The organism is Chitinophaga sp., from assembly GCF_035538455.1.
Classification (GTDB): domain Bacteria; phylum Bacteroidota; class Bacteroidia; order Chitinophagales; family Chitinophagaceae; genus Chitinophaga.
Map to the genome: position 1 here is coordinate 24,795 of NZ_DATLKJ010000005.1, position 24,027 is coordinate 48,821.

Genomic DNA, 24,027 nt, shown 5'->3' on the forward strand with positions numbered 1-24,027 from the left:
GCACATAGCCGTGGCATAACAACTATTATTGTTTACCTGTATATGCCTTATTTAGCATAGTCAGGATTTTGTATCAGGTTGCTGTTCAGGTCAATTTCTTTCTGGGGCAGCGGCCACAGGTTGAATGCATTGATATAAGTCAGCTTATCAAGCTGCTGTCCGGCGAGGTTTGTTACGGTCAATCCATCCATCACATCTTTCGCATTTCCCCATCTTCTCATATCAGAATAATAATTTCCTTCCATCGCAAACTCGATCATCCGCTCATGTCTGATGATCTGACGCATTTCTGTCTGAGACTTACCAGCGTCAACAGGCGGCATATTCACACCCACACGTGCACGAACACGGTTAACGGCGCTATACACAATACCGTCTGCACCGGACAGTTCATTCTCTGCTTCTGCAAGCATCAGCAATACATCCGCGAACCTGAAGACGATATAGTTAAGCGGGGAATCACCAGCTGAGAAGCCGTCCACTTCCAAAACATATTTGCGGGTCATATAACCGGTGAACAGGCTCGCGTTGTCAACACGCATGTTCTTATAATCAATCCCCTTCCAGGCGGCGCCAGGCCTTACGATGGTATAGTCAAGGCGTGGATCACGGTTGGTATAAGGATTTGCCGGGTCATAACCGGAGGCAGGGTCTGTGATCGGCTTACCGTTCTTCATCTCATAATTGTTCACAAGATACGCTGACGGGTATACGTTACTCCAACCGCTGGAGAAAGAACTGCGTGTGGATAACCGTTTATCCAGCAAGCTACCCTGTCCGAGACCCGGACCAACGTACTGCACATCGAATATCACTTCGATATTATTCTCCGCAGCAGTAGAAATAAACATGTTTCTGTAATCGCTGTAGAGATCATATCCGAGCGTCATAATAGTCTGACAAGTGCTTACCACATCCGCATACTGCTTTGCCATCAGCTGCGCCTTCGCTTTCAGTGTCAACGCAGCACCTCTTGTAGCGTGGCCAGTAAGCGATTTATCATAAGTTACAGGTAATGCTTTGGCAGCGGCATCCGCCTCTTTTATAATGAAAGTAAGCAGATTAGCTCTCGTTTCCTTCCCTGGCAGCTGGCTGTTCAGCGGAATCGTTTTCGTAATCAGTGGTACATCGCCGAAGAAATCTGTAAGATTGTAATAAAACAACGCACGCAGGAAAGTAGCTTCCCCTGTGAGGCGTGATCTTACTGAATCCGGCATCTGTGCACCTGGCAGTTTCTCCAGGGCAACATTCGCGCGGAAAACACCATTATACAATGCCCTGAATTTATTGGCCGGCGCAGTACCAAACTGGTTCATGTTTCCTTTTGAAATAGGGCCCAGTCCTGTGCCACCATCGTCCCATATCCATGCTGCGGGCGTTAATCCATCATAATATACATACAGACCATAAATGTCATTGTTCTGCAAATCGTTGTAAACAGCGGCCACACCGGCGTTCGCATCTTTCTCTGTTTTCCAGAAGTTGCTGTCAGAGGCTTTATCTGTTGGCTGAGGCTCGAGAAAGTCTTTCTTGCAGGCTCCTAATGCCAACAGGCAGCAGGAATATATAGCTAAGGTGATCCTTTTCATGATGAGTTGTTTAATAAGTTAGAATGTCACATTTACACCGCCGGTAATGATCCGTACGTTCGGATACTGAATACCGGCCCTTGTATAATCGCCCACTTCAGGATCCAGTCCTTTGAACTTCGTCCATGTAAACACGTTCTGCGCATTCATGTATACCCGGATGTTCTGGATGGTGCTCTTAAACACATGTTTCGGAATTGTATAGGACAGCTGTATGTTTTTCAGTCTGAGGAAAGATGCATCCTGCACCCAGAAAGAAGAAGCCTGTGTATTATCGGTATTACCAGAGCTTGTAAGGCGAGGGATATTGGTGTTGCGGTTGTCCGGCGTCCAGGCATTCAGGAATTCCGTGTTGATCTCACGACCAGAACGGATACCACTGGTATACCAGGAGTCCTGGTAAAATCTCTTTACATCGCCTACACCCTGGAACAGGAGCGCCAATTCAAAGCCTTTGTATCCTGCATTCAGGTTCAGGCCATAATACCATTTAGGAATGGTGTTACCGAGGTTCACACGGTCGCTTCCGTTGATTACACCATCATTATTCACATCCACATAACGGAAGTCGCCCGGCTTGTTAGTACCAGATGTACGTTGCTTGGCCCATTTCGCAATTTCGTCATCAGACTGGAAGATACCATCCACCTGGTAACCGTAGAGTGAACCAATGGACCAGCCCTTTCTCAATACAGCAGCGCCACCCAGCGTACCAATTGCTTCTGGATTGGGTTGATACTGTACTACTTCGTTATTGATATAACTAACGTTACCGGAGACACCGTAAGTGAAATTGCCAACGCGGTTATTGTAAGCAAGATTCAGCTCCAGACCTTTGTTTTCAACAATACCCACATTCTGGTATGGTGGTGTAAGACCGCCGTAGAGTGAAGACAGTTCCAGTCTTACAAGGATATCCGTTGTGCGGCGTTTGAATACGTCGAAGTTCAGTGTGAAATGATCATTGAACAGGTTAGCATCCAGACCTAAGTTGGTAGAGTTGGATGTTTCCCAACGGATATCCGGATTGGCCATATCCGTAGGAGCCAGTCCGGGAACCAGTTTACCAGCGTAAGAATAGTTAAGGCCGGATGAGTACAGGTAGAGGAACTGGAACGGTGAAATACGGTCGTTACCCAGTTGGCCCCATGACCCTCTCAGTTTCAGGTTGTTCACCCATGCTGGCATAAATGACTTGATGAATGGCTCTTCTGTAAGCCGCCATGCGGCGGAGAAAGAAGGATAGGTACCCCATTGCTTACCGGGCGCGAAGTAAGAAGAAGCATCGCGGCGCAGGTTTGCTTCCAGCAGGTATTTTCCTTTATAGTCATAGTTGATACGACCGAAGAAAGAGTAACGGTTACTTCTATATGTAGTTCCGGCAACTTTAGGCTGCTCGGAGCCAGCAGACAACTCCCACGTTTCATTGGTAGGGAAGTTCATGACGCTGGCCATCATATAAGTACCTTTCTCAGACTCAGCACTGTTACCCAGCAATACATTGATGTGGTGACCATCGCCAAAATCCTTCATGTAATTCAACGTGGCGAAGTAGGTTAACCGCAGGTTGGTACTGTCGAGCTGCTCCAGTGTGGCTGGTTGCTGATCCAGTTGTTGTACAATCACATTCTTCTGGAAGTTCCATCTGTTCTGAATAGGGCCAGCCAGCGCATAGCTTTTCTGTGCCGAATTGAAATAATCAGCAGCACCGTTCAGTTGGAACTTTAGTCCGTCAACAATGTTCCACTCACCCCACAGCTTGGCAAAAGTGCGCTGCTGGCGGTTAGGACGGTTCCATGTTTCAATGTACTGTAACGGGTTGTCGAGCTGCCCATTTTCATCATCTGTATTGCGGGCGCCGTAGCGGGTTCCGGTGGCATCCACTATTTTAGGCGTAGTTCCCGGAGAAGTGCTGGCAGCGAAAGAGAGCAAAGTGTTTACATCCTGCGGCTCTTTGCGGTCTTTCCAGGTGAGCGCGATGTTAGCGCCGATCTTTATTTTCTTGCTGATCTCGTGATCTGCATTGAGTCGTACCATATACCTGTCCTGGTTGGTATTTTTCATGATACCATTGTTGTGCAGGTAATCGAGCGACATATAGTAAGATGTTTTATCAGAGCCCCCGGATACAGATACAGTGTGACCAGTGAGGTTACCCTGACCGAACATTACGTCCATCCAGTCAGTATTGGGATATAATACCCTGTCGGTGGCATTTCTCCAGGAGTCAATGGTGGCCTGTTTAAACGGTTTTGCATTACCGGGATTGTCTGCCACGGCTATACGATTCATCAGCTCCATGTAGGTAGCATAATCACTTACCATGTCGAAGAGACGGGTAGCTTTCTGTACGCCATAGTAACCATTATAGGAAACGGTTGTTTTGCCTTTCTTACCTTTTTTGGTAGTGATGAGTACTACGCCATTAGCAGCGCGGGATCCGTAGATAGCGCCGGCAGCGGCATCTTTTAGTACGGATACGCTTTCCACGTCCGCCATGTTCACGTCGCTCATGTTGCTTTCAATACCATCTACGATTACCAGCGGGTTAGCATTGTTGAGCGTACCGACGCCGCGGATGCGGATGGTGGCGCTTTCGCGGCCTGGCTGGCCGGAAGCCTGTGATATGCTCACGCCTGGCGCCATACCACTGAGCGCTGTACTCAGATCGGTTACGGGGCGGCTCTGCATAGTTTTGTCGAAGTTCACGCTGGTCACAGCTCCCGAAAGATTGATCTTCTTCTGTACGCCATAACCTACTACTACTGTCTCATTCAGGCTGGTAGAGCTGCTTTCCAACAATACGGAGAAATTGGTACTTCTGTTTACTGCTACTTCTTTTCTGTTGAAGCCCAGGAAACTGAATACCAACGTGTCTTTTTCACTTGCGTTTACTTTGAATTTCCCATCAGGCCCGGTCACGGTTCCTGTAGCAGCATGTTTCACCCCAACTGTCACCCCCGGTAATGCTGCGCCCTGAGCGTCTTTCACGGTGCCTGTCAGTGGTTGTTTCTCCTGGGCGATCGCTATTTGTGCCATACATATCCCCCATATGCACAATGAAGCACCAAGCATTTTTTTCATAAACGTGTTTTTAATGTAAACGTTTGCATTAAACATGAAAAATAAAAGGAACATTGTTCACTGATCTGTTCCTACAGAAATCCTATGTTTATCTGGTTGTATTATATAGCATAACTCTCAAACATAACACCACAGGCGATTAAAAAAACTATAACTGGCTCTTTCTGTTCACTTATTTCTCGTAACGTGTGTTCAAACCAAAATTATTTAATTATTTGGATAATTCAAACGTTTGCATAAAATTTTCTCTACCATATGTATTATTCAAATAAAGGGGTATCCTCAGCGCAGGAAATATAACGCCTTTACGAATTGAAAAAGACAGTTTTACAGTTCATAATAATGTTGGTATTAGAAAATAGCCTAATAAACAACTAAGCAGAAGCTCTGCACACCAGCTCGACGGCTGTAATGATGGGGCGCTGTACTTCACCTTTGCGGCGCCCACGCCCTTTCATCAGCTCTAACAGTGCATCTACAGCTCTCTCGCCTACTTTGTCCGGGAACTGTTCAACGGTAGTGATAGCAGGAGATATAATAGCGGTACGGGGATCATTGGAATAGCCTACGATCTTCAACTGCTCCGGTATAACAATACCCAGGCTGCGCGCATGTTCCAGCAGTATGATAGCGGTAGTATCATTAGAGGCAAAAATACCGTCAGGGTAAGGTGGCGCGGCAAAGAGTTGCCTGGCAATACGCAGCGCGTTCTCTGGCGTCAGCTCATTGAAAAAGACCCACTCCTTCCTGAATGGTAACCGATGCTTACGCAGCGCATCCACATAACCGGCATAGCGGTCTTTATACAGGTTGCAGCTCAGTGGGCCAGACAGATGTGCAATCGTTTTACAGCCAGCCTTCGCGAGGTGGGAAGTGGCCATGAAACCGCCTTTGTAGTCATCTCCGCGGATCACTTGTGCAGGGTAAAAATCTACTGGTACCCGGTCGAAAAACACCAGTGGGATATCATTACGGGTAAATACATCAAAATGGGAGAAGTCAGTGGTATAAAAAGTAGATGCCACCATCAATCCATCCACCCTGGAGGAGAACATGGCGCTGGCCAGCTCCTTCTCCATCTCAAAGCTGTCGTTCGTCTGCCCGATAATAAGGTTGTAGCCATGCTGGTGCAGCTTGTTCTGGATCGCCGTGATGGCGGTGGCATGGAAGTACATGGACACGCGGGGTATAATAAGACCAATATTGTTGGTCCGGCTACCCCTCAACCCTGACGCCAGCGTATTCCGGCGGTACTCCAGCGCATTGGCCTGCTCCCTCACTTTCTTTTTGGTGGCCTCGCTGATCTTAGGATGATCATTCAACGCGCGCGACACTGTAGCAATGGACAAATTCAGCGCCCTGGCAATATCCACAATGGTGCTTTCATGTTTCTGCATAACAGGGAAAATTTTCTACTGTCAAAATACGAATTACCCGTGACGGATACCTACTTCTTTCCGCAATGGCTGTTGCAGAAAATGATAACCTGTAATTATCAAATCATTTGTAACTTGCCACCATCAAACGTTACAGCTGTTCTGTCAAATAGTTAAAATCTTATCAAGGATTAACATTTTAGTATTACCAGCAGGATACGTTATTTACTACTTTAGCCTTTATGAACACTTTCTTACAAATACATCCGGATGATAATGTGCTGGTGGCTTTACAGGATCTGCCCGCCGGCACCAATGTGTCATTCAACGGTCAGACGATTCAACTCAGGCAAAATACCGCAGCTAAACATAAGTTCCTGATCGACAATATCAATACGGGAGAAGCCATCACCATGTACGGCGTACTGGTGGGGAAGTCTACACGCCCGCTGGTACAAGGCGAAAGCATCACTACCGAAAATATCGTACATGATGCCAATGCTTTCCATGAGAAAGAGAGCAACCTGCAATGGCAGGCCCCTGATGTGAGCAAATGGAAGAACAGTACCTTTATGGGCTACCATCGTGAAGACGGACAGGTGGGTACGCGCAATTATTGGTTGGTGATCCCCCTTGTGTTCTGTGAGAACAGGAATGTAGGTGTTATCAAAACAGCTTTCGAAAAAGGACTGGGATTTGCTCCTACCGAGGTTTATAACGAACAGGTGAATGACCTCGTTGCGCTTTATAAAAGCGGTAACCTGGAAGCTATCAGGCAGTACGAAGCCGGTAATATAACGTCTACGGATAAACGTAAAAACACCGTTTTCCCGAATATAGACGGTATCAAGTTTCTTACACATGAAGGGGGGTGCGGTGGTACCCGTCAGGATTCTGATGCACTATGCGCTCTGCTGGCCGGATATATTCATCATCCCAACGTAGCCGGCGCCACCATCCTGAGCCTCGGCTGTCAGCACGCACAGGTATCTGTGCTCCAGGCAGCCCTTAAGAAGCTGAATCCAGCCTTCAACAAACCGGTGCTGGTATACGAGCAACAGAAGAGTGCATCCGAATTTGCGATGCTTTCTGCGGCGATTAAAGATACTTTCCTGGCATTGGTAGAAGCCAACAAGCAGACACGCCAGCCCAGCTCATTGTCGAAACTCGTCATAGGACTGGAATGCGGTGGTTCCGACGGCTTCTCCGGCATATCTGCTAACCCGGCTGTAGGCCATACTTCCGACTTGCTGGTAGCGCTGGGCGGTACTTCTATTCTGTCTGAATTCCCGGAACTGTGCGGTGTAGAGCAGGAACTAATCAACCGTTGTGTGGATCAGCAGACCTCCGATAAATTCATCCGTATCATGCGCGCCTATGAAAACCAGGCGCAGTCAGTGGGCTCAGGCTTTTATATGAACCCTTCTCCCGGCAATATCAAGGATGGGCTTATCACTGATGCCATCAAATCTGCCGGTGCAGCCAAGAAGGGCGGTTCATCGCCTGTTACTGATGTATTGGATTATACTGAGTATGTAACCAGGCCCGGACTCAATCTGTTATGTACCCCCGGCAATGATGTGGAATCCACGTCTGCAGAAGTAGGCTCCGGCGCCAACATCGTACTGTTCACCACTGGTCTGGGTACGCCTACCGGCAATCCCATTGCCCCGGTGATCAAGCTTGCAACCAGCACCCGTCTCGCAACACGTATGCCCGATATCATCGATATTGATACCGGCTCCATTATCAGCGGACAGCATTCCATCGCTGAAATGGGGGAACAAATCCTTGATTTCGTGATCAAAGCTGCCAGCGGCGAGATACATACTAAAGCTGAAGACCTCCACCAGGATGACTTTATTCCGTGGAAACGCGGCGTATCCCTGTGATTTTGTTTGATGAAGTGTGATTCTGGTGATAAGCGAAGATTACCGAGAAAATATGAATATAATTAGATAAAAGCGGAAGGCCCCATTTAGAAAAATTCTAAATGGGGCCTTCCGCTTTTATCTTCGCTCATCACCAGCATCACACTTCATCAAAAATTACAGCTTCACCGTTTCCATCTTTGGTGCAAATGCGTGCATTACCAGCCATGCCGCCAGGTAAGCCACGGCACACATACCGAAGAGGATATTGTAGCCAATGCCGATATTACCGATCTCTTTATAGTGCTGTAACATGGACCCGATTACGATAGGGAAAAGCGTACCTCCAATAGAACCTGCCATTCCGCCGATGCCCACTACAGAGCTGACGGCGCGTTTGGGGAACATATCAGAAGCGGTGGTGAAGATAGTAGCAGACCATGCCTGATGCGCGGCTGTAGCCAGGCTTATCAGGGCTATTGCAACCCATACATTGTTGGTATACTGTATAAACAGGATAGGTGTTACACACAAGGCAAAGATCAGCATAGACACTTTACGCGCCTTGAAGATAGGCCATCCGGATTTGATGAGATGTGATGAAAGCCAGCCACCACCTATACTTCCAAAACTGGTAACAGAATAGATGATAATGATAGGTAATCCCAGATTCGCTTTCAGATCGATGTGGAAAATAGATTCGAGATACGTAGGCAGCCAGAACAGGAAGAACCACCATACCGGGTCTGTCAGCAGCTTACCGAATACAAAGGCCCATGTTTGTCTTACTTTCAACAGTTTCCCCCATTTCACAGGCTGGGGTTTCACTTCTTCTATTTCCTGGTCGGAATGTATATAATCAAATTCTTCTTTTGATACTTTTTTATGTTTCCCAGGCACTTCATAGAACAATATCCACAAGACCAGCCATGCAAAACCGATGGCGCCTGTCCAGAAAAAAGCGTGGCGCCAGCCATGATTACGGGCCAGCCAGTACACCATCAGCGGGCCTACCACTGCGGCGATGTTGGCACCGCTATTGAAAATGCCTGTTGCCAGCGCACGCTCCTTTTTAGGGAACCATTCGGCTGTAGCCTTGATAGCTGCAGGAAAGTTACCGGCTTCGCTCACGCCGAGAACAGAACGCACGATACCAAATCCGAGTGTAGACCGAATCAATGCATGCGCCATAGCGGAGAGGCTCCATACGGTGATAGCAAGACTATAGCCCAGTTTGGAGCCCAGCTTGTCTACCAGCCGCCCGAAGAAGAGCAGACCGATAGAATATGCTGCGGAAAAAGTCATAACGAGATTGCTGTAGTCCTGCTCAGTCCAGTTAAACTCTTGCGACAGGTCGCCCTTCAGCAAGCCAAGTACCTGCCGGTCGATATAGTTGATTGTGGTTGCTATAAACAGTAACGCACATATACGCCAGCGATACTTACCTAAAGTTGTGGAATTCATTATTGCTGATTTGGAATTTATTAAGTTGCCTTTAAGTTAGCGTTTTGCATCCAGAAACGCAAACGTTTGCATTATTTTATCCTTTAGCCCGTTCCAGTCGCGGTCTTCAATCATTTGTTTAGAGAGCAGGTTGCTGCCCATTCCCACACATACGACACCGGCGTCAAACCAGGCATCCATACTGATGCGTGTGGGTTCCACACCACCGGTAGGCATAAACTTCAACTGTGGAAACAGCGGTTTGATTGCTTTCACATAGCTGGGGCCCAGCACATTACCCGGAAACAATTTCACCAGCGCTGCACCGTTCTTCTCTGCTACTGCGATTTCCGTTGGCGTCATACAACCGGGGATCCACAATATATTTTCTGACCGGCAGTAAGCGCCTGTTTCAGCGTCTGTGACAGGGCATACAATAAAATCTGCTCCCAGCGTAGTGAAGGCCGCGGCGTCCGCTCCATTTTTGATAGTACCGATGCCCAGGTACAGATCAGGCATGGTTAACTGTTTCATTTCCAGCAGTTTACTGAAGTTCTTACGGGCATTTGGTCCCCTGCTGGTAAATTCAAAAACACGTAACCCGCCGTCGTAGCAGGCCTGCAGCACTTCCATGCACACCTCTGCATCGTCGTGATAAAAAACCGGAATGATGCCGCTTCGTTCAAAGGCTGATATAATAGTTTCAGGTTTCGGTGCCATACTTAAATCAATTTTAAAATATCCGCTTCGGAAGTAGTATTGAAATCTCCCTTCACAAAAAATTTGGAATAAGCTGCTGCTGCTGCATAAGAAATGATCTGTTGATCATCCTTTCCCTGCAGCTGCGCATGTATCAGGCCAGCCATAAAGCAATCGCCACTGCCTACACGGTCCACTACATCACTTGTTTCATACTCCCGTGAAATACAGACCTGGCCATTGTTATAGTAAAATGCGTAATACAGGTTATGTGTGGCAGCATGACTGAAACGAAAAGTAAAAGCTACCCGTTTGCAGCGTGTATATTTTTCCGTTATTTCACGTGCTGTCTTCTCTGCCTGTTCAAGATAAACTGCTTTTGTATCTGCTCCCAGCGCAGTGTTATCAAGTGCGGTACCCAGCATATTATTGGCGGCCCATATGTTACCCATGATTACATCGCAATAGGCGGTGAGTTCCGGCATAATATCGGCAGGCTGCTTACCATACTGCCATAGTTTGCTGCGGTAATTGAGATCAGTAGAGATGATCATACCCCTGCGTGTGGCGGCTTCCAGAACTTCCTTACAAACCTCAGCTGCATCTGCATTCAATGCAGGCGTGATAGCACTCCAGTGAAACCATGCTGCATCACCGAGCAGTGCGTCCCAATCAACTGTGCCGGGCTTTATCTGACTGAATGATGAATATTTACGGTCGTATACCACCTCAGCGTGTTTAAGGTCGCTACCCTGCGCCAGGTAATAAATCCCGATGCGGTCGCCACCCCATAACATTCTGTCTGTATGGATACCACGATCAGTCAGCTGTTGCAGTACTTCTTTAGACAATCCGTTTTCCGGCACCTTACTGATATAGGCCACAGGCGTGCCCCATTGTGCCAGCGCTGCAGCGGCATTGGCCTCTGCGCCACCCACGTATATAGCGGCATTGTGTTGTGCAAGTACGGGAGACAGACGTAATAATATCTCTCCGAATGTAATAACTTTTACAGGCTTCATTTAAAATCCGAAATATGCTTTTGCGTTGTAGTAACAAATATCTTGTACCATCTTCCCCAGCCAGGGAATATCATTGGGCAGTTCACCGTTCTCTATATCATTGCCAATAAGGTTACACAAAATACGACGAAAATATTCATGACGTGGAAAAGATAGAAAACTTCTGGAATCGGTAAGCATGCCTACAAAGCGGCTGAGCAGTCCCATATTACTCAGGGCATTTATCTGTTTCTCCATACCATCCTTCTGGTCCATGAACCACCAGCCGGAACCAAACTGGATCTTACCCGGCACAGTCCCATCCTGGAAGTTGCCGGCCATTGTGGCAAACACTTCATTATAGGCGGGATTCAGATTATAGATGATGGTTTTTGTGAGCTTGTCTTTCTTATCCAGCGCATCAAAGAAGGCGCTCATTGCTTCCGCCATATTCCAGTCGCCGATAGAGTCTACGCCTGCATCTGCACCCAGTTGCTGCAACAACCGCGAGTTGTTGTTACGGATAGCGCCGGCGTGAAACTGCTGCGCCCAACCTCTGTCATGATTCCATTCGCACACGGCCAGTAACACGGCAGTTTTGAACTGTGCGCTCTCATAGGGTGTTATTTTACGGTTATTGCGGGCGTTGCTAAAAATCGCCTCCAGTTCCTGCTTTCCGGATGGAGAGAAATAAAAAGTGTTGATGCCATGATCACTCAGACGGCAACCGCTTTCATGAAAATAAGTATGGCGTTGATGCAGCGCTTCGAGCAGCTGATCGTAAGTATGAATATCTGTATCGGTCACCTCTGCCAGTTTATTCACAAAAGCGTTGAACACGGCGGGGTTTTCCACAGCCATAGCTTTATCCGGTCTGAAGGTAGGGAGGACCCTGATGCCAATAGGCTTTGCTGCAATTGCCCTGTGATGCACCAGCGAGTCTGTAGGATCATCAGTAGTACAAAGTGTTTCTACCTTAAAGTGATGTAGCATTGTCTGGGTAGAAAGCTGTGGCAATTGTGCGTTACAGGCATGATAGATTTTCTCTGCGCTCTGTTCGTTCAGCAGATCAGTGATACCAAAAGGGTTACGCAGCTCCATGTGTGACCAGTGATAAAGTGGGTTACGCATGGTATAGGGAGTGGTAGCTGCCCAGTGTCTGAACTTCGTATAATCGTCAGTGTTACCCGTTATATATTCCTCAGCAACGCCATTGGCACGCATGGCTCGCCATTTATAGTGATCGCCCTTCAGCCAAATGGCGGTAAGGGTTTCAAAGGTTTTGTTTTCTGCAATTTCATCCGGTGGAAGATGGTTGTGGTAATCAATTACCGGCATGGACTGCGCATAATCAAAATATAATCGTTTCGCCGTTTCTGTCCGGAGCAAAAAATCGTCTGTCAAAAATCCCTTCATATTGCTGTATTAAATTTTCTGTTTAAGCAGATGCATATATTGTTTTACGCCATCTTTCTGCAACTCCTGCAGGTGCGCCGCTACAGCAGCAGCAAATCCCGGGATGGAGGTGAGATCAGTTTCCCAAAGACGCGTGTCAGCGCAAACATGTTTCACCAGCTCTTCGGCAGACACACACTGTTGCCAGTATGCGGCAAAAATGCCGGCGTTATCATCTGTAATAACATATTCTTCATGTCCACGGTTGCTATAGTATTTACCGGCTTCACTACGTACCGGCTTCAGGAAAAGCAGCATGGCGGCAAATCCCAGGCACATATGATGAGGCAGCGATTTATGTTGTTCATAGTAACGAACCAATGTGCGTACGTTACGTGCATTCATTTTTGAGCTCTCCTGGAAAGTAATGCTTATCAGCTTATGCTCTATGAACGGGTTGGCAAAACGGTCCAGCACATCCTGCGCAAAAGCGGGCGCTTGCGGGCAGATGGCTTCAATGGTGGGTAATATCTCGTGCAGTATGGTTTCGCGGAAGAATTGGCCCATAAACTCATGCTGCGTGCATTCATATACTGTATTGAGGCCAGCCAGAAAAGCCAGTGGTACGGCGGCCGTATGGCTTCCATTCAGAATGCGCAGTTTCTGTTCGCGGAAAGGCACGATGCTGGGAGCTATCAGCATACGCGGATCGCTTTTGTGAAAAGACATCACTGACTTCACATATTCCTCTCCCTCTATAGCCCAAAGCAGGAAGGGCTCTACCTCGATCCACAGTTTATCTGCATAACCTGCCTGCTGTTCCTGTTCCGCCAGGTTTCGCGGCTTCCCTGGTACGATGCGGTCTACCAATGAATTACAGAAGCGGTTCTCTGCATCGATCCATTGGATGAACACTTCCGGCATAGTGTTGTAAACAGCGAGTTTCATTACTATCTCCTTCAGCAGCCGGCCATTATCCACTACCAGCTCAGTTGGCACAATCACAAAACCGCTGCCGCTGCTGCCTTTGAAGTGGTTATACCGCTCCCACAGTACTGCCAGTAACTTCCCGGGATAAGATGCCGGCGCTGCGGTCGTTATTTTCTCTTCCACATATTGTATCCCTACTTCTGTGGTATTGGAAATAATGACCTGTAACTGTGGCTGGTGGACTGCTTCTAATATAGCTCCCCAATCTGCATTCGATTGCAAAACCCGGCTAATAGAAGAGTTGATTACTTTTTCATCAACCAGTTCTCCCTGGGCAATGCCTTTGATATGCGTAGTGAAGAGGTTATCCTGATTGCTGAATTCGCCGGTATCTCCATCAGTGGATTTAACTACCACGATGCGGCCCTGAAAGACGCCTTGTCTGTTGGCGTTATCAACCAGATAATCGACCAGACCGCGTAGGAGCACGCCGGTTCCAAATTGCAGTATCTTTTCCGGGAAGGAGAAAAATTCTTCACGAACACCAGAATCTGCGTGTTCAAGTATATACTGTTTATTTAAAATATGTAGCATCGCGACTAAATTATGCTAAATAGGTTGCTTTCCCCATAAATATATAATACCCGGCTTACATTTGGGATTTTTTTACTTTTTTATTTTGATATTTAGATATTTCTCAAAAAAAAGTGCTTTCTCTTCATTTTCATATTCTTTATTAACATAAATAAATCCGATCCGGTCATTGTTTCTATCAATATCCTCCGGATGACTGTTGGCTGGATTTTATGTAAATTTGCATCCTTAAACTTTTTTCAAATGAGCAAGCATGGTAAAGTGCTGGTAGCTATGAGTGGCGGTATAGACAGTACTGTTACCGCCCTGATGCTGCATGAACAGGGGTATGAAGTGGTGGGTATCACCATGAAAACCTGGGATTATGCTAGCGCTGGTTCCAGTAAAAAGGAGACCGGCTGCTGTAATCTCGACTCATTCAACGATGCCCGTGCAGCGGCGGTGCATCATGGGTTTCCGCATTTTGTGCTGGATATCCGGGATGAGTTTGGCGACTTTGTGATCAACAATTTTGTGGAGGAATATATTGCAGGACGCACGCCCAATCCTTGTGTGTTGTGCAATACTCATATCAAATGGCGCGCGCTGATGAAGCGTGCTGACGCAATGGATTGTGAATTTATTGCAACAGGCCACTATGCACAGATTCGCCAGCATGACAATGGCAGATTTGTTATCAGCAAAGGCATAGACGAAACCAAAGACCAGAGTTATGTACTTTGGGGTATCCAGCAGGATGTCTTATCACGGACACTGTTGCCCCTTGGTAATTACCGTAAGACGGCGATCAGGCAGATGGCCTTTGACTTCGGTTACCCGGAACTGGCCAAGAAAGCAGAAAGCTATGAAATATGCTTTGTGCCTGACAATGATTACCGCGGTTTTCTGAAACGTAAAGTAGACGGACTGGAAGATAAAGTGAACGGCGGTAATTTCGTGCTGGCTGACGGTAGTATTGTGGGCAAGCACAAAGGTTATCCTTTTTATACAATCGGCCAGCGTAAGGGGCTTGAAATTGCCCTTGGACGTCCGGTGTTCGTTACGGAGATCATTCCGGAAACTAATACGATTGTATTGGGTGATGAAGATGAGCTGCGGAAGAATGAAATGTATGTAAGCGGCCTCAATATGGGTAAATACGAAACCATCCCTGAAGGTTTTGAGGCGGTAACTAAAATCCGTTATAAAGATCCCGGCGCGCTCAGCGTACTGTACAATGAGAACGGACGCGTCAGGGTGAATTTCTATGAGAATGTGAAAGGTATTGCACCTGGACAATCTGCTGTATTCTACGAAGGCGACGACGTGATTGCAGGTGGCATCATCCAGAGGGGCGCCATCCATTAATATTTAGGGATTTTTTTATTTCGTTATGTAGTTATTTATAAATGCGGCGGAGATTATGTTATATTAACAGATTATCAATCTCCGCATTTATAAATAACTACATAACGAAATAAAAAAATCCCTAAATTCATATATGTCTATTTTCTCTGACACCTTCCCTACCCTGCATACCGCGAGACTCAACCTGACAGAGATTACTCCCGGTCAGGCCCCAGAGCTTTTCCGCCTTTTTACAGACAGCCGGGTAACAGAATATTACAATGTTGTCCCGTTACAGGAAGAGAAAGACATTGTGCCAGTTATTCACCGGTTTCATCAACGCTATAAGGACAAAACAGCCATCAGGTGGGGTATTTCACTGAAAAATAGCCCGGAACTGATTGGTACCGCAGGTTATAACAGCTATATCCGCGGGCACCGCGGCGTTATCGTCTATGAGTTGGCGCATGAATGGTGGAATAAAGGTCTTGCCAGTGAAGCAATCCGGGAGGTAATACAGTATGGTTTTCATGAACTGGCGCTGGACAGGATTGAGGCTGAGGTCATGCCTGGTAACGCGGCATCTGAGAAAGTACTGGAGAAAAACGGTTTCAGATTTGAAGGACTGCTTCGGCACTGGATGCAGTGGGATAGCAAGTTCCTCGACATAAACATGTGGAGTATATTGAAACAGGACGTCGTCTGACGTTGGTTGCCTGCAGCTGTTAATAGCTGAATAATGAATTGTAGTATAGAAATTTTTCTGTGTCTTTCTGAATTACCAGCTCAGGAACTTTGTATTCCAGTGTAACACTGCAACTCTGATGGCGGAAGGAGAAGCGGGCTTTAGCCGGTTAATTTTCATATTAAGACATAACTGCATCACATTACTGCAGACAACCAATGTTTTTTTCATCATTGTGGGTTTCCTTTGTTTGGAGCTTGATAAAATGATGATGACACAAAAATGGCTTGCTCCCAGGCAAAAAACAATACGCCTTTAGCAGTATATTTATACTCCTTTATAAGTAGTACCTTGCGTCATGGCTGGTTTCCGGCCGGTAAATACAGGTACCGCACCCAGTTACTTTTAAATTTTTATGCAGAAAATTATCTTAGTTACAGGCGCCAGCTCCGGTCTTGGAGAAACAATTGCCACTCATCTGACTACTATAGGACATATCGTGTATGGCACCAGCCGCAAACCGGCCAAGCCGAATCCTGCCTGCAAGATGTTGCAGATGGACGTTCAGGATGAACAAAGTATCCGGCAGGCCATTGACGCCATTATCCGTGAACAGGGCAGAATAGATGTGCTGATCAATAATGCCGGACTGGGGCTGGTAGGACCAGCTGAATATCTGTCAACAGCAGATCTCTTCAAGATTATCGACACCAATGTGCTGGGCGTACTGCGTACATGCCAGCAGGCTTTGCCTTATATGCGACAACAAAAGAAGGGACTGATCATCAATATCAGTTCTATCGCATCTGAAAACGGGCTACCTTACCGGGCGGCATACAGCGCCAGCAAAGCGGCGGTAGACAGGATCACGGAGGCTATCAGGCTGGAAGTGGCGCCATTTGGCATCCAGGCTTGCTATGTACAACCCGGAGGCTTCAACACCGCCATCAACGACAACAGAATGGTCACACAATTACCTTCCGGTGCGGCTTACACTGAAAGCTGGGAGAGAACGCACAGCATCATCAAGGAAAGTGTAGCCACGGGCCTTGATCCGCAAAAGGCCGCCGTGTTTATCGAGAAGATCATCAATAGTAAAAAGGTAAAACGGTGCTACCGGATCGGACGACCGCTGGAAAAGCTGTCTGTGTTTTTAAAGAGGATACTACCGGATGCTACCTATGATAATATGGTGAGCAAACATTTTCAGGTATAGGCTTCCTGAAATTGGTTATGATTTTCTATCCGCAGGCAGCTCCAGTGTCTGCCTGCGTGATACAGCTCGTAGTAAAGCCGGAAACCACGTTTCTTATACCATGCGGTATTGCTTTCTATTCTTGATTCGACATAGATGGGCCTGTCCGCCGCTTTGGCATCCTCTATCAATTCATTGATCAGGCTCGTTCCGGTTCCTTTTCCAGCAGCGGCTTTACGTACACCCAGATACCAGAGATGGTACACGTGTTGATGGGGACGTAGTTTCTTAACTGCATTTTTTCTCTGCTGAGTGCTTTTAATGCCCTGCGCCAACCAGTTATTCTAAAAAGCAATTGGATATCGAGATAAATACTTCTCAAAACAGGCCTGCTGTGATCAGGAAAAAGGATCAGTGCCACTGCTTGCCGATCATCAGACAGACAGACCTTACCAGCGGTCAGAGCTGCTTCTATAGAATATTCCATCAGTCCGCGCAGTCTTTCCTTCCGTTTTGAAGGCAAAATGGTTTCATTAATCGTTTCGTTATCGTCGTAAGATTCTGCGAGAATATCCACAACGATCGATTTGTCCTTGGCAGTCCCTATAATCATAGGAAAGAATTTATAATAGAAATATCAGGCAAGTCTCACTGCAAACATCGTATCTGCGCCCTTGCCGTAGCCGGCAATGATACCGCCCTCCTGCTTTCTCAACCCACTGATCTCTTCTATATAATTTATTACCTCTTCATTCTCCTGACGAAATACAGAACAGGTAATATAAATCAGCGATCCGCCCTTTTTCAGGAAGGGTATTACATTATGAGCTATACGCTTTTGCAATTGCTGATATTTCAGGATCTCCTCCTTTTGGAAAAAACGCAGACTTTCAGGTGTGCGGCCCCAGGTACCAGACCCACTGCAGGGCGCATCGAGAATGATACCGTCAAATTCCCGTTTGCCCATAGTGGCAGGGAAGTTATCGGCCGCAAGGTCTGCTACGCGCGACTCGTATTGCTTTATGCCTGCGGCAGCAAAACGTTGCTGCAGGTTGTCGAGGATGGACCTCCGTACATCAGTGACCAGTAACTGTACATCGGGGCGCTGGTCTTTCAGGAGTATAGATTTACCTCCACTGGCGGCGCAGCAATCCCACCAGCTTTCATTTTTCCGGGGATGCAACAGCAAGCCTGTCTGCTGACTGGATGCATCCTGTATTTCGTACCAACTCTTCTCCGGCAGCAACGTTTCTATTTTGGTACCATTAGGCAGCGCCACCGTTGTTTTATTATCAGCCACCTCATAGGATACTGCCGCCTGATCCAGCAGCGGCAATACTTTACTCAGTTTGTTGTTGCGGATACGAATGAATAATCCAGGTTGCTGCAGAAACGTATAGGCGAAAGTGTTAGCATCGATATCAGGAGACAACTCATCGATAAAAGAAAACAAAGCAGCAGGTGTTAATGAAGTGGCATCTGCGGCCTGTAACTTCTCCATCAACGGCAGCTGTACCTGCGCGTTCCATTCCGGCTTCAGGTTAGCAAGCAATTCATTGGGTTTCGTTTCGCAGAGAAATGCCCCCATGAGCATGCGTGTCTTTACATCCATCTGCAGCTGCCAGTGCCCCAGGCGGAAGTAATGATATACCAGTTGGGAAATCCAGCGTCTGTCACGGCTTCCCATCTGCGGATGTTGTTTGAAAAAAGTTTTCAGGAAATGATGCAAGGGTAGCTCTCCCTTATATAGGTCAATAATTTTTTCTGCAGATAACAGGTAATTTTCCCAACGAGTCATAGAACAAAGATAAGTAGTTGCTTCGTCATCGAGGCTACGCCAGCATTCAAAAAAAATCCCATCCGCGTGACACGGATGGGATCTTACATTATTAAAACTAAATCAGACTACAATTTCAGGAGCGCTTTCAGCGGATCTTTACCGAACAGCAGTTGTTCAGGGTTTTCCAGCATTTCTTTCACTCTTACCAGGAAGCTTACTGATTCACGCCCATCAATGATGCGGTGATCGTAGCTCAGCGCGATGTACATCATCGGACGGATCACGACCTGACCGTTGACAGCCATCGGACGATCCTGGATCTTGTGCATACCAAGGATCGCAGACTGAGGAATGTTGATGATCGGGGTACTCATCAGAGAGCCGAATACACCACCGTTGGTAATGGTAAAGGTACCGCCGGTCATTTCCGGGATGGTAAGTTTGTTCTCACGCGCTTTAGTAGCCAGTTCCAGTACGGTTTTTTCGATACCGGCCATGTCCAGGCTTTCAGCGTTGCGGATTACCGGTACCACCAATCCTTTCGGTGCAGACACTGCGATAGAGATATCACAGTAATCGTGGTATACCAGTTCTTCGCCGTCGATGTAGGCATTTACAGCAGGGAACTCCCGTAATGCAAAACAGCAGGCTTTGGTGAAGAAGCTCATAAAGCCGAGGTTCACCTCGTGTTGCTTTTTGAACACTTCTTTGTATTTGGCGCGCAGCTCCATGATGTTGGTCATGTCTACCTCGTTAAAGGTAGTGAGCATAGCGGTAGTATTTTTGGCTTCTACGAGGCGACGGGAAACGGTTTTGCGCAGGTTGCTCATTTTCTCGCGGCGTTCTACGCGGCTGAACAGTTCCTGGCCAAGTGCCACGCCGGGATTCTGCAACGCAGCAAACACATCGTCTTTCCTGATCTTACCATTTGCGCCAGAACCTTTGATGGTAGCGGCATCTACATGTTTGTCAGCAATCACGGCTGCTGCTACAGGAGTAGCCTTAATATCATTGGGGATAGTGGTAACAGGAGCCTGTTGCGGCTGAGGCGCAGCTGCTTTAGCCGGCTGGGCCTGTGTTGCAGCAGGAGCAGCTTTACCAGCCGGTCTTGCAACACTTGTATCAATCTTACAAACTACGTCACCGATCTTCAGAACATCGCCTTCTTTAGCAACAAGGATCAGTGCTCCGGCTTCTTCAGCATTCAGTTCAAAAGTTGCTTTTTCTGATTCCAGTTCGCATACTACCTCATCACGCTCAACGTAGTCACCATCTTTCTTTATCCATTTCACCAGTGTTACTTCACTGATAGACTCTCCTACTGTAGGCACCTTCATGTCAACGGTTCCTTTATTAACTGCTGGTGCTGCAGGGGTGGCCGCTGCAGGGACTGGTTCTGCAGCAGGTGTTGCTGGCGCAGGAGCAGCAGTTGCGCCCTGGGCTGGTGCAGCTGCATCCGTATCAATTGTGCAGGCTACATCACCGATTTTCAGTGTAGCGCCTTCCTGTGCGGCAATTCTCAGGATACCTGCTTTCTCTGCATTCAGTTCAAAGGTTGCCTTCTCTGATTCCATTTCACATAATACCTCGTCCTGCTGCACATAATCTCCGTCTTTCTTCAACCATTTTGCAATTGTTACCTCGCTAATAGATTCTCCTACCGTAGGGACTTTGATTTCGATAACCATATTTATTCAGTTGATGGTGATTATTGTTAGTGAACGACTGTAAGCAGATACGTTCACTAACAACAATTATTTTCTATTTCAGTTTATAGTTTGCAATTTTTACTAGATGTTAAACGCTGTATCGATGATCTGCTGCTGTTCGCGGGCATGCACTTTTGCATAACCGGTAGCTGTAGATGCGCTTGGGTTGCGGCTGATAACACCATAGTTGATCTGCTTCAGGTTCATCTGCAGGTAAGCTGCAGCGCCCATATTCAGCGGTTCTTCCTGTACCCAGAAGAAAGTAGCGCCTTTATATTTCTGAGCAATGGCTTCCAGTTGTTTAACAGGCAGCGGATACAGCTGTTCCAGGCGAACGATGGCTACATCTTTACGTTCTTCTTTAATTTGTTTGTCGCTCAGATCAAAATACATTTTACCTGTACACAGCAATACTTTCTTCACTACTGAAGCATCTGTGATGAACGGATCATCCAGTACTTCCTTGAAACCACCCTGGGTGAACTCTTCCACAGCGGAGTAAGCACCTGTATGACGCAGGTTTGCTTTCGGTGAGAAGTTGATCAGCGGTTTACGGAACTGCCATGTCAGCTGGCGGCGCAGTGCATGGAAGAAGTTAGCGGCGGTTGTGATATTGGTTATCACCATATTTTCTTCTGCACATTGTTGCAGGAAACGCTCAGGGCGTGCATTGGAATGATCTGGTCCACCGCCTTCATAACCATGTGGCAGCAGCATTACCAGGCCGTTCTGCGTTGTCCACTTCTGTTCAGCGCTACTGATATATTGATCAATTACAGTTTGTGCACCGTTCACAAAGTCGCCGTATTGTGCTTCCCAGATCACCAGGCTGTTAGGCGTGGCCATTGCATAGCCGTATTCAAATCCGAGAACGCCGTACTCACTGAGCAGGGAGTTGTAGATTCTGAATTTACCCTGGTCTTCCTGGAAGTTGTTCAGGCGGTTATAGGTTTCGTTGGTATTCTCGTCGAATAATACGGCATGACGATGGGAGAAGGTACCACGTTTAACATCTTCACCACTCATTCTCACATCTTTTCCCTGGATGAGAAGGCTTGCATAGGCAAGCAGTTCACCGGTTGCCCAGTCTACCTTACCTTCCTCCTGATACAGCTTGATTTTATCCTGGAGCAGTTTGCTCACTTTGCGGAGCGGCACAAAGGTTTCGGGCCATTTCATCAGGCCGTCAAACAGGCGTTTGAAGTCAGCTTCAGAGATAGCAGTAGCCGGAGATGCTTCGAAATCCTGTGGAGTGGCTTTGCGCAGTGCCTGCCACCACTCTTCGGGTTTCTGGTTAGCGTAAGGCAGCGGATGTTGTTTCACTTCATCCAGTCGGGCTTGCAGGTCATCCCAGAAGCCTTTCTCCATTTCTTTGGCCAGTGCCTGTGCGTCGGATTCACCGTTGTTCAGCAGATACTGAGTATATACTTCACGCGGATTCTGATGTTTATCGATCAGTGCATAGAGACTTGGTTGTGTAAACTTAGGCTCATCCCCTTCGTTGTGGCCATGTTTACGGTAGCATACCATATCTATGTAGATATCCTCATTGAATTCCTGGCGGTAACGTGCTGCCAGCTGAGATACCTTCACCACGGCTTCAGCATCATCGCCATTCACATGGAATACAGGCGCCTGTACAATAGAAGCAACGCTGGTACAATAATCGGAAGAACGTGCATCATCAAAGTCGGTGGTAAAACCGATCTGGTTGTTAATCACGAAATGAATAGTACCTCCGGTATAGTAGCCTTTGAGCTTACTCATCTGTGCCACTTCATATACAATGCCCTGACCTGCAACGGCGGCATCGCCATGGATCAGGATCGGCAGTATCTTATCATAGTCGCTGTTGTAGATCACATCGGCTTTACTGCGTGCAAAGCCAATTACGATAGGATCCACTACTTCCAGGTGAGATGGATTGGGCATCAGCTGAAGGTTCACCTTTTTACCGGATGCAGTATCCACCAGTGAACGGAAGCCCAGATGGTATTTCACATCACCGCTTCCCATTGTCATATCGGGGACGGCCAGGCCTTCAAATTCATTGAAGATCTGTTCGTAAGTTTTGCCGAGGATATTGGCCAGCACATTGAGGCGGCCACGATGTGCCATACCGATCACAGATTCCTGAACGCCATATTCAGCGGCAACGTTGAGCATAGCATCCAGCGCAGGAATAGTAGACTCGCCACCTTCGAGGCCGAAGCGTTTCTGACCAATATATTTTGTGTGCAGGAATTTTTCGAAGATTACACCCTGGTTCAGCTTCTGCAGAATGCGTCGACGTTGTTCAAGCGACAGCGGCTGGGTCATAATGGTTTCGAATTCCTTTTCCAGCCATTTTGCTTTATCGCGGTCGTTGATATAAGTGTATTGAATCCCAACCGAACCGGCGTACACCTTTACCAGGCGGGCTACAATATTTTCCAGTGTTGTTTTGCCAAGGCCAATGGTGGTACCGGCAAAGAATTCTGTTTTAAGATCAGCGTCTGTGAGGCCATAGCTGCCCAGATCAAGATTAGCCCTTCTGTCCTTTCTTTCGCGGATGGGGTTGGTTTTGGCAATGAGATGGCCTTTCTTACGATATGCCTGGATCAGACGGTATACGCCCAATTCTTTAGTCAGTTGATCACCGCTCACTGGCAATGCCCCTCCTGCTGCTCCAGCGGCTGCGCTAACCGCTTTGCCGTTGGTATTGGATACCGCGAAATCAAATCCTTCAAAAAACTTTACCCAATCAGGGTCTACAGAATTGGGATCTTTGAGGAAATCCTGGTATAACGATTCAATGTAAGCAGGATGTGAGTTGGTGACAAATGAGAAGTCCTTCATTTACAACGAGTTTTGCTGATCTTCAGTTCAAATACTTTTCTGTTGATGTCCCGATATATTAATATATGGGATTGCAAATATCGTTCGTTTTTCGATACAGAGAGTGGAAAAAATGAGAAAATAATGAACTCTTAAGCCATGAAACAGATAGTTTTAAAAATGTGTACTTTTGTAGTAAGACGGAAAACTTACAATTAGTTTGTTTTGTAAATGGAATATCCTTACCTTTGCCGTCCGAAACTTGAAATTTGAAAAATGGCAAATCATAAAGCAACGAAAAAAGACGTACGTCAAAGCAGAAAACGCAATGAGCGTAACCGTTACTACGGTAAAACTACCCGTAATGCCATCCGTGATCTGAAGGCAATAACAGAGAAAGCGGCAGCGGAGAAAGAATTATCTGAAGTAGCATCTATGATCGATAAGCTGGCTAAACGTAACGTTATTCACAAGAACAAGGCTGCAAACCTGAAAAGCAAGCTGGCTAAAAGAGTTCAGACTTTAGCGTAATT

The 24,027-nt window shown here is 47.0% G+C and carries 18 protein-coding genes; 5 read left to right on the forward strand and 13 right to left on the reverse strand.

Going from position 1 to position 24,027, the window contains the following annotated elements:
* Nucleotides 1-47: 47 nt before the first annotated feature.
* From VM802_RS00230 to VM802_RS00240, 3 genes are all read right to left on the reverse strand, one after another.
* Complete coding sequence (locus VM802_RS00230) at nt 48-1,589, reverse strand: RagB/SusD family nutrient uptake outer membrane protein (RefSeq protein ID WP_325526718.1); 1,542 nt, start codon at nt 1,587-1,589, stop codon at nt 48-50.
* 18 nt (nt 1,590-1,607) lie between these two features.
* Nucleotides 1,608-4,673: a SusC/RagA family TonB-linked outer membrane protein gene (locus VM802_RS00235; RefSeq protein ID WP_325526720.1), complete on the reverse strand. Its 3,066-nt coding sequence runs from the start codon at nt 4,671-4,673 to the stop codon at nt 1,608-1,610.
* A 374-nt stretch (nt 4,674-5,047) separates the two neighbouring features.
* Nucleotides 5,048-6,070, reverse strand: coding sequence for a LacI family DNA-binding transcriptional regulator (locus tag VM802_RS00240; RefSeq protein WP_325526722.1), 1,023 nt, complete (start codon nt 6,068-6,070; stop codon nt 5,048-5,050).
* Between the two features lie 221 nt (nt 6,071-6,291).
* On the opposite strand from VM802_RS00240, the gene VM802_RS00245 reads away from it, so the two are divergent.
* A complete protein-coding gene (locus VM802_RS00245; protein WP_325526724.1) occupies nt 6,292-7,941 on the forward strand; it encodes a UxaA family hydrolase in 1,650 nt (549 codons plus the stop codon).
* Nucleotides 7,942-8,097: 156 nt separating this feature from the next.
* Here the strand turns inward: VM802_RS00245 and VM802_RS00250 are convergent, their stop codons facing one another.
* The 5 genes from VM802_RS00250 to VM802_RS00270 are packed head-to-tail and all read right to left on the reverse strand — an operon-like array spanning nt 8,098 to nt 13,982.
* Entirely contained in the window at nt 8,098-9,384 is a 1,287-nt protein-coding gene (locus VM802_RS00250; RefSeq protein WP_325526725.1) for an MFS transporter, read from the reverse strand.
* Between the two features lie 36 nt (nt 9,385-9,420).
* On the reverse strand, nt 9,421-10,083 hold the full coding sequence (locus VM802_RS00255) for a beta/alpha barrel domain-containing protein (protein ID WP_325526727.1): 663 nt from the start codon (nt 10,081-10,083) through the stop codon (nt 9,421-9,423).
* A gap of 2 nt (nt 10,084-10,085) precedes the next feature.
* Nucleotides 10,086-11,084 carry a PfkB family carbohydrate kinase gene (locus VM802_RS00260; protein WP_325526729.1) on the reverse strand — a complete coding sequence of 333 codons (999 nt, stop codon included), beginning with the start codon at nt 11,082-11,084 and terminating at the stop codon, nt 10,086-10,088.
* Entirely contained in the window at nt 11,085-12,479 is a 1,395-nt protein-coding gene (uxaC, locus tag VM802_RS00265; RefSeq protein WP_325526731.1) for a glucuronate isomerase, read from the reverse strand.
* Nucleotides 12,480-12,488: 9 nt separating this feature from the next.
* Nucleotides 12,489-13,982 carry a tagaturonate reductase gene (locus tag VM802_RS00270; RefSeq protein ID WP_325526733.1) on the reverse strand — a complete coding sequence of 498 codons (1,494 nt, stop codon included), beginning with the start codon at nt 13,980-13,982 and terminating at the stop codon, nt 12,489-12,491.
* A 243-nt stretch (nt 13,983-14,225) separates the two neighbouring features.
* Between VM802_RS00270 and mnmA the strand changes: the two genes are divergently transcribed.
* The 3 genes from mnmA to VM802_RS00285 all read left to right on the forward strand — a co-directional run bounded on the left by mnmA (nt 14,226) and on the right by VM802_RS00285 (nt 17,209).
* On the forward strand, nt 14,226-15,329 hold the full coding sequence (mnmA, locus tag VM802_RS00275; protein ID WP_325526735.1) for a tRNA 2-thiouridine(34) synthase MnmA: 1,104 nt from the start codon (nt 14,226-14,228) through the stop codon (nt 15,327-15,329).
* 133 nt (nt 15,330-15,462) lie between these two features.
* Nucleotides 15,463-16,014, forward strand: coding sequence for a GNAT family N-acetyltransferase (locus VM802_RS00280; RefSeq protein WP_325526737.1), 552 nt, complete (start codon nt 15,463-15,465; stop codon nt 16,012-16,014).
* A gap of 394 nt (nt 16,015-16,408) precedes the next feature.
* Nucleotides 16,409-17,209 carry an SDR family oxidoreductase gene (locus tag VM802_RS00285; protein WP_325526739.1) on the forward strand — a complete coding sequence of 267 codons (801 nt, stop codon included), beginning with the start codon at nt 16,409-16,411 and terminating at the stop codon, nt 17,207-17,209.
* On the opposite strand, the gene VM802_RS32275 is transcribed toward VM802_RS00285, so the two are convergent.
* The 5 genes from VM802_RS32275 to VM802_RS00305 all read right to left on the reverse strand — a co-directional run bounded on the left by VM802_RS32275 (nt 17,200) and on the right by VM802_RS00305 (nt 23,515).
* Entirely contained in the window at nt 17,200-17,454 is a 255-nt protein-coding gene (locus VM802_RS32275) for a GNAT family N-acetyltransferase (RefSeq protein WP_414647023.1), read from the reverse strand. The two genes, VM802_RS00285 and VM802_RS32275, sit on opposite strands and share 10 nt — an antisense overlap.
* Nucleotides 17,388-17,801, reverse strand: a complete 414-nt coding sequence (locus VM802_RS00290; RefSeq protein WP_325526742.1) for a hypothetical protein — start codon at nt 17,799-17,801, stop codon at nt 17,388-17,390. The genes VM802_RS32275 and VM802_RS00290 overlap by 67 nt, the downstream gene beginning before the upstream one ends.
* Nucleotides 17,802-17,825: 24 nt before the next feature.
* The gene (locus tag VM802_RS00295) at nt 17,826-18,986 is read right to left on the reverse strand and encodes an RsmB/NOP family class I SAM-dependent RNA methyltransferase (RefSeq protein WP_325526744.1); all 1,161 of its coding nucleotides are present in this window, start codon (nt 18,984-18,986) and stop codon (nt 17,826-17,828) included.
* Nucleotides 18,987-19,093: 107 nt separating this feature from the next.
* Nucleotides 19,094-20,656, reverse strand: coding sequence for a 2-oxoglutarate dehydrogenase complex dihydrolipoyllysine-residue succinyltransferase (gene odhB / locus VM802_RS00300; protein WP_325526746.1), 1,563 nt, complete (start codon nt 20,654-20,656; stop codon nt 19,094-19,096).
* A gap of 102 nt (nt 20,657-20,758) precedes the next feature.
* Complete coding sequence (locus VM802_RS00305; protein WP_325526748.1) at nt 20,759-23,515, reverse strand: 2-oxoglutarate dehydrogenase E1 component; 2,757 nt, start codon at nt 23,513-23,515, stop codon at nt 20,759-20,761.
* A gap of 255 nt (nt 23,516-23,770) precedes the next feature.
* On the opposite strand from VM802_RS00305, the gene rpsT reads away from it, so the two are divergent.
* Nucleotides 23,771-24,025 (forward strand): 30S ribosomal protein S20, encoded by a 255-nt coding sequence (gene rpsT / locus VM802_RS00310; protein ID WP_325526750.1) that lies wholly within the window; start codon nt 23,771-23,773, stop codon nt 24,023-24,025.
* The last annotated feature ends 2 nt before the right edge of the window (nt 24,026-24,027 follow it).

Excerpts from the sequence above, each read along its gene's own strand:
- rpsT (WP_325526750.1), top strand. The coding sequence starts at position 23,771 with ATGGCAAATCATAAAGCAACGAAAAAAGACGTACGTCAAAGCAGAAAA.
- VM802_RS00235 (WP_325526720.1), bottom strand. The coding sequence starts at position 4,673 with ATGAAAAAAATGCTTGGTGCTTCATTGTGCATATGGGGGATATGTATG.
- VM802_RS00295 (WP_325526744.1), bottom strand. The coding sequence starts at position 18,986 with ATGACTCGTTGGGAAAATTACCTGTTATCTGCAGAAAAAATTATTGAC.
- odhB (WP_325526746.1), bottom strand. The coding sequence starts at position 20,656 with ATGGTTATCGAAATCAAAGTCCCTACGGTAGGAGAATCTATTAGCGAG.
- VM802_RS00255 (WP_325526727.1), bottom strand. The coding sequence starts at position 10,083 with ATGGCACCGAAACCTGAAACTATTATATCAGCCTTTGAACGAAGCGGC.
- VM802_RS00250 (WP_325526725.1), bottom strand. The coding sequence starts at position 9,384 with ATGAATTCCACAACTTTAGGTAAGTATCGCTGGCGTATATGTGCGTTA.
- VM802_RS00245 (WP_325526724.1), top strand. The coding sequence starts at position 6,292 with ATGAACACTTTCTTACAAATACATCCGGATGATAATGTGCTGGTGGCT.
- VM802_RS00280 (WP_325526737.1), top strand. The coding sequence starts at position 15,463 with ATGTCTATTTTCTCTGACACCTTCCCTACCCTGCATACCGCGAGACTC.
- VM802_RS00260 (WP_325526729.1), bottom strand. The coding sequence starts at position 11,084 with ATGAAGCCTGTAAAAGTTATTACATTCGGAGAGATATTATTACGTCTG.
- VM802_RS00270 (WP_325526733.1), bottom strand. The coding sequence starts at position 13,982 with ATGCTACATATTTTAAATAAACAGTATATACTTGAACACGCAGATTCT.
- uxaC (WP_325526731.1), bottom strand. The coding sequence starts at position 12,479 with ATGAAGGGATTTTTGACAGACGATTTTTTGCTCCGGACAGAAACGGCG.
- mnmA (WP_325526735.1), top strand. The coding sequence starts at position 14,226 with ATGAGCAAGCATGGTAAAGTGCTGGTAGCTATGAGTGGCGGTATAGAC.
- VM802_RS00305 (WP_325526748.1), bottom strand. The coding sequence starts at position 23,515 with ATGAAGGACTTCTCATTTGTCACCAACTCACATCCTGCTTACATTGAA.
- VM802_RS00290 (WP_325526742.1), bottom strand. The coding sequence starts at position 17,801 with ATGATTATAGGGACTGCCAAGGACAAATCGATCGTTGTGGATATTCTC.
- VM802_RS00285 (WP_325526739.1), top strand. The coding sequence starts at position 16,409 with ATGCAGAAAATTATCTTAGTTACAGGCGCCAGCTCCGGTCTTGGAGAA.
- VM802_RS00230 (WP_325526718.1), bottom strand. The coding sequence starts at position 1,589 with ATGAAAAGGATCACCTTAGCTATATATTCCTGCTGCCTGTTGGCATTA.
- VM802_RS00240 (WP_325526722.1), bottom strand. The coding sequence starts at position 6,070 with ATGCAGAAACATGAAAGCACCATTGTGGATATTGCCAGGGCGCTGAAT.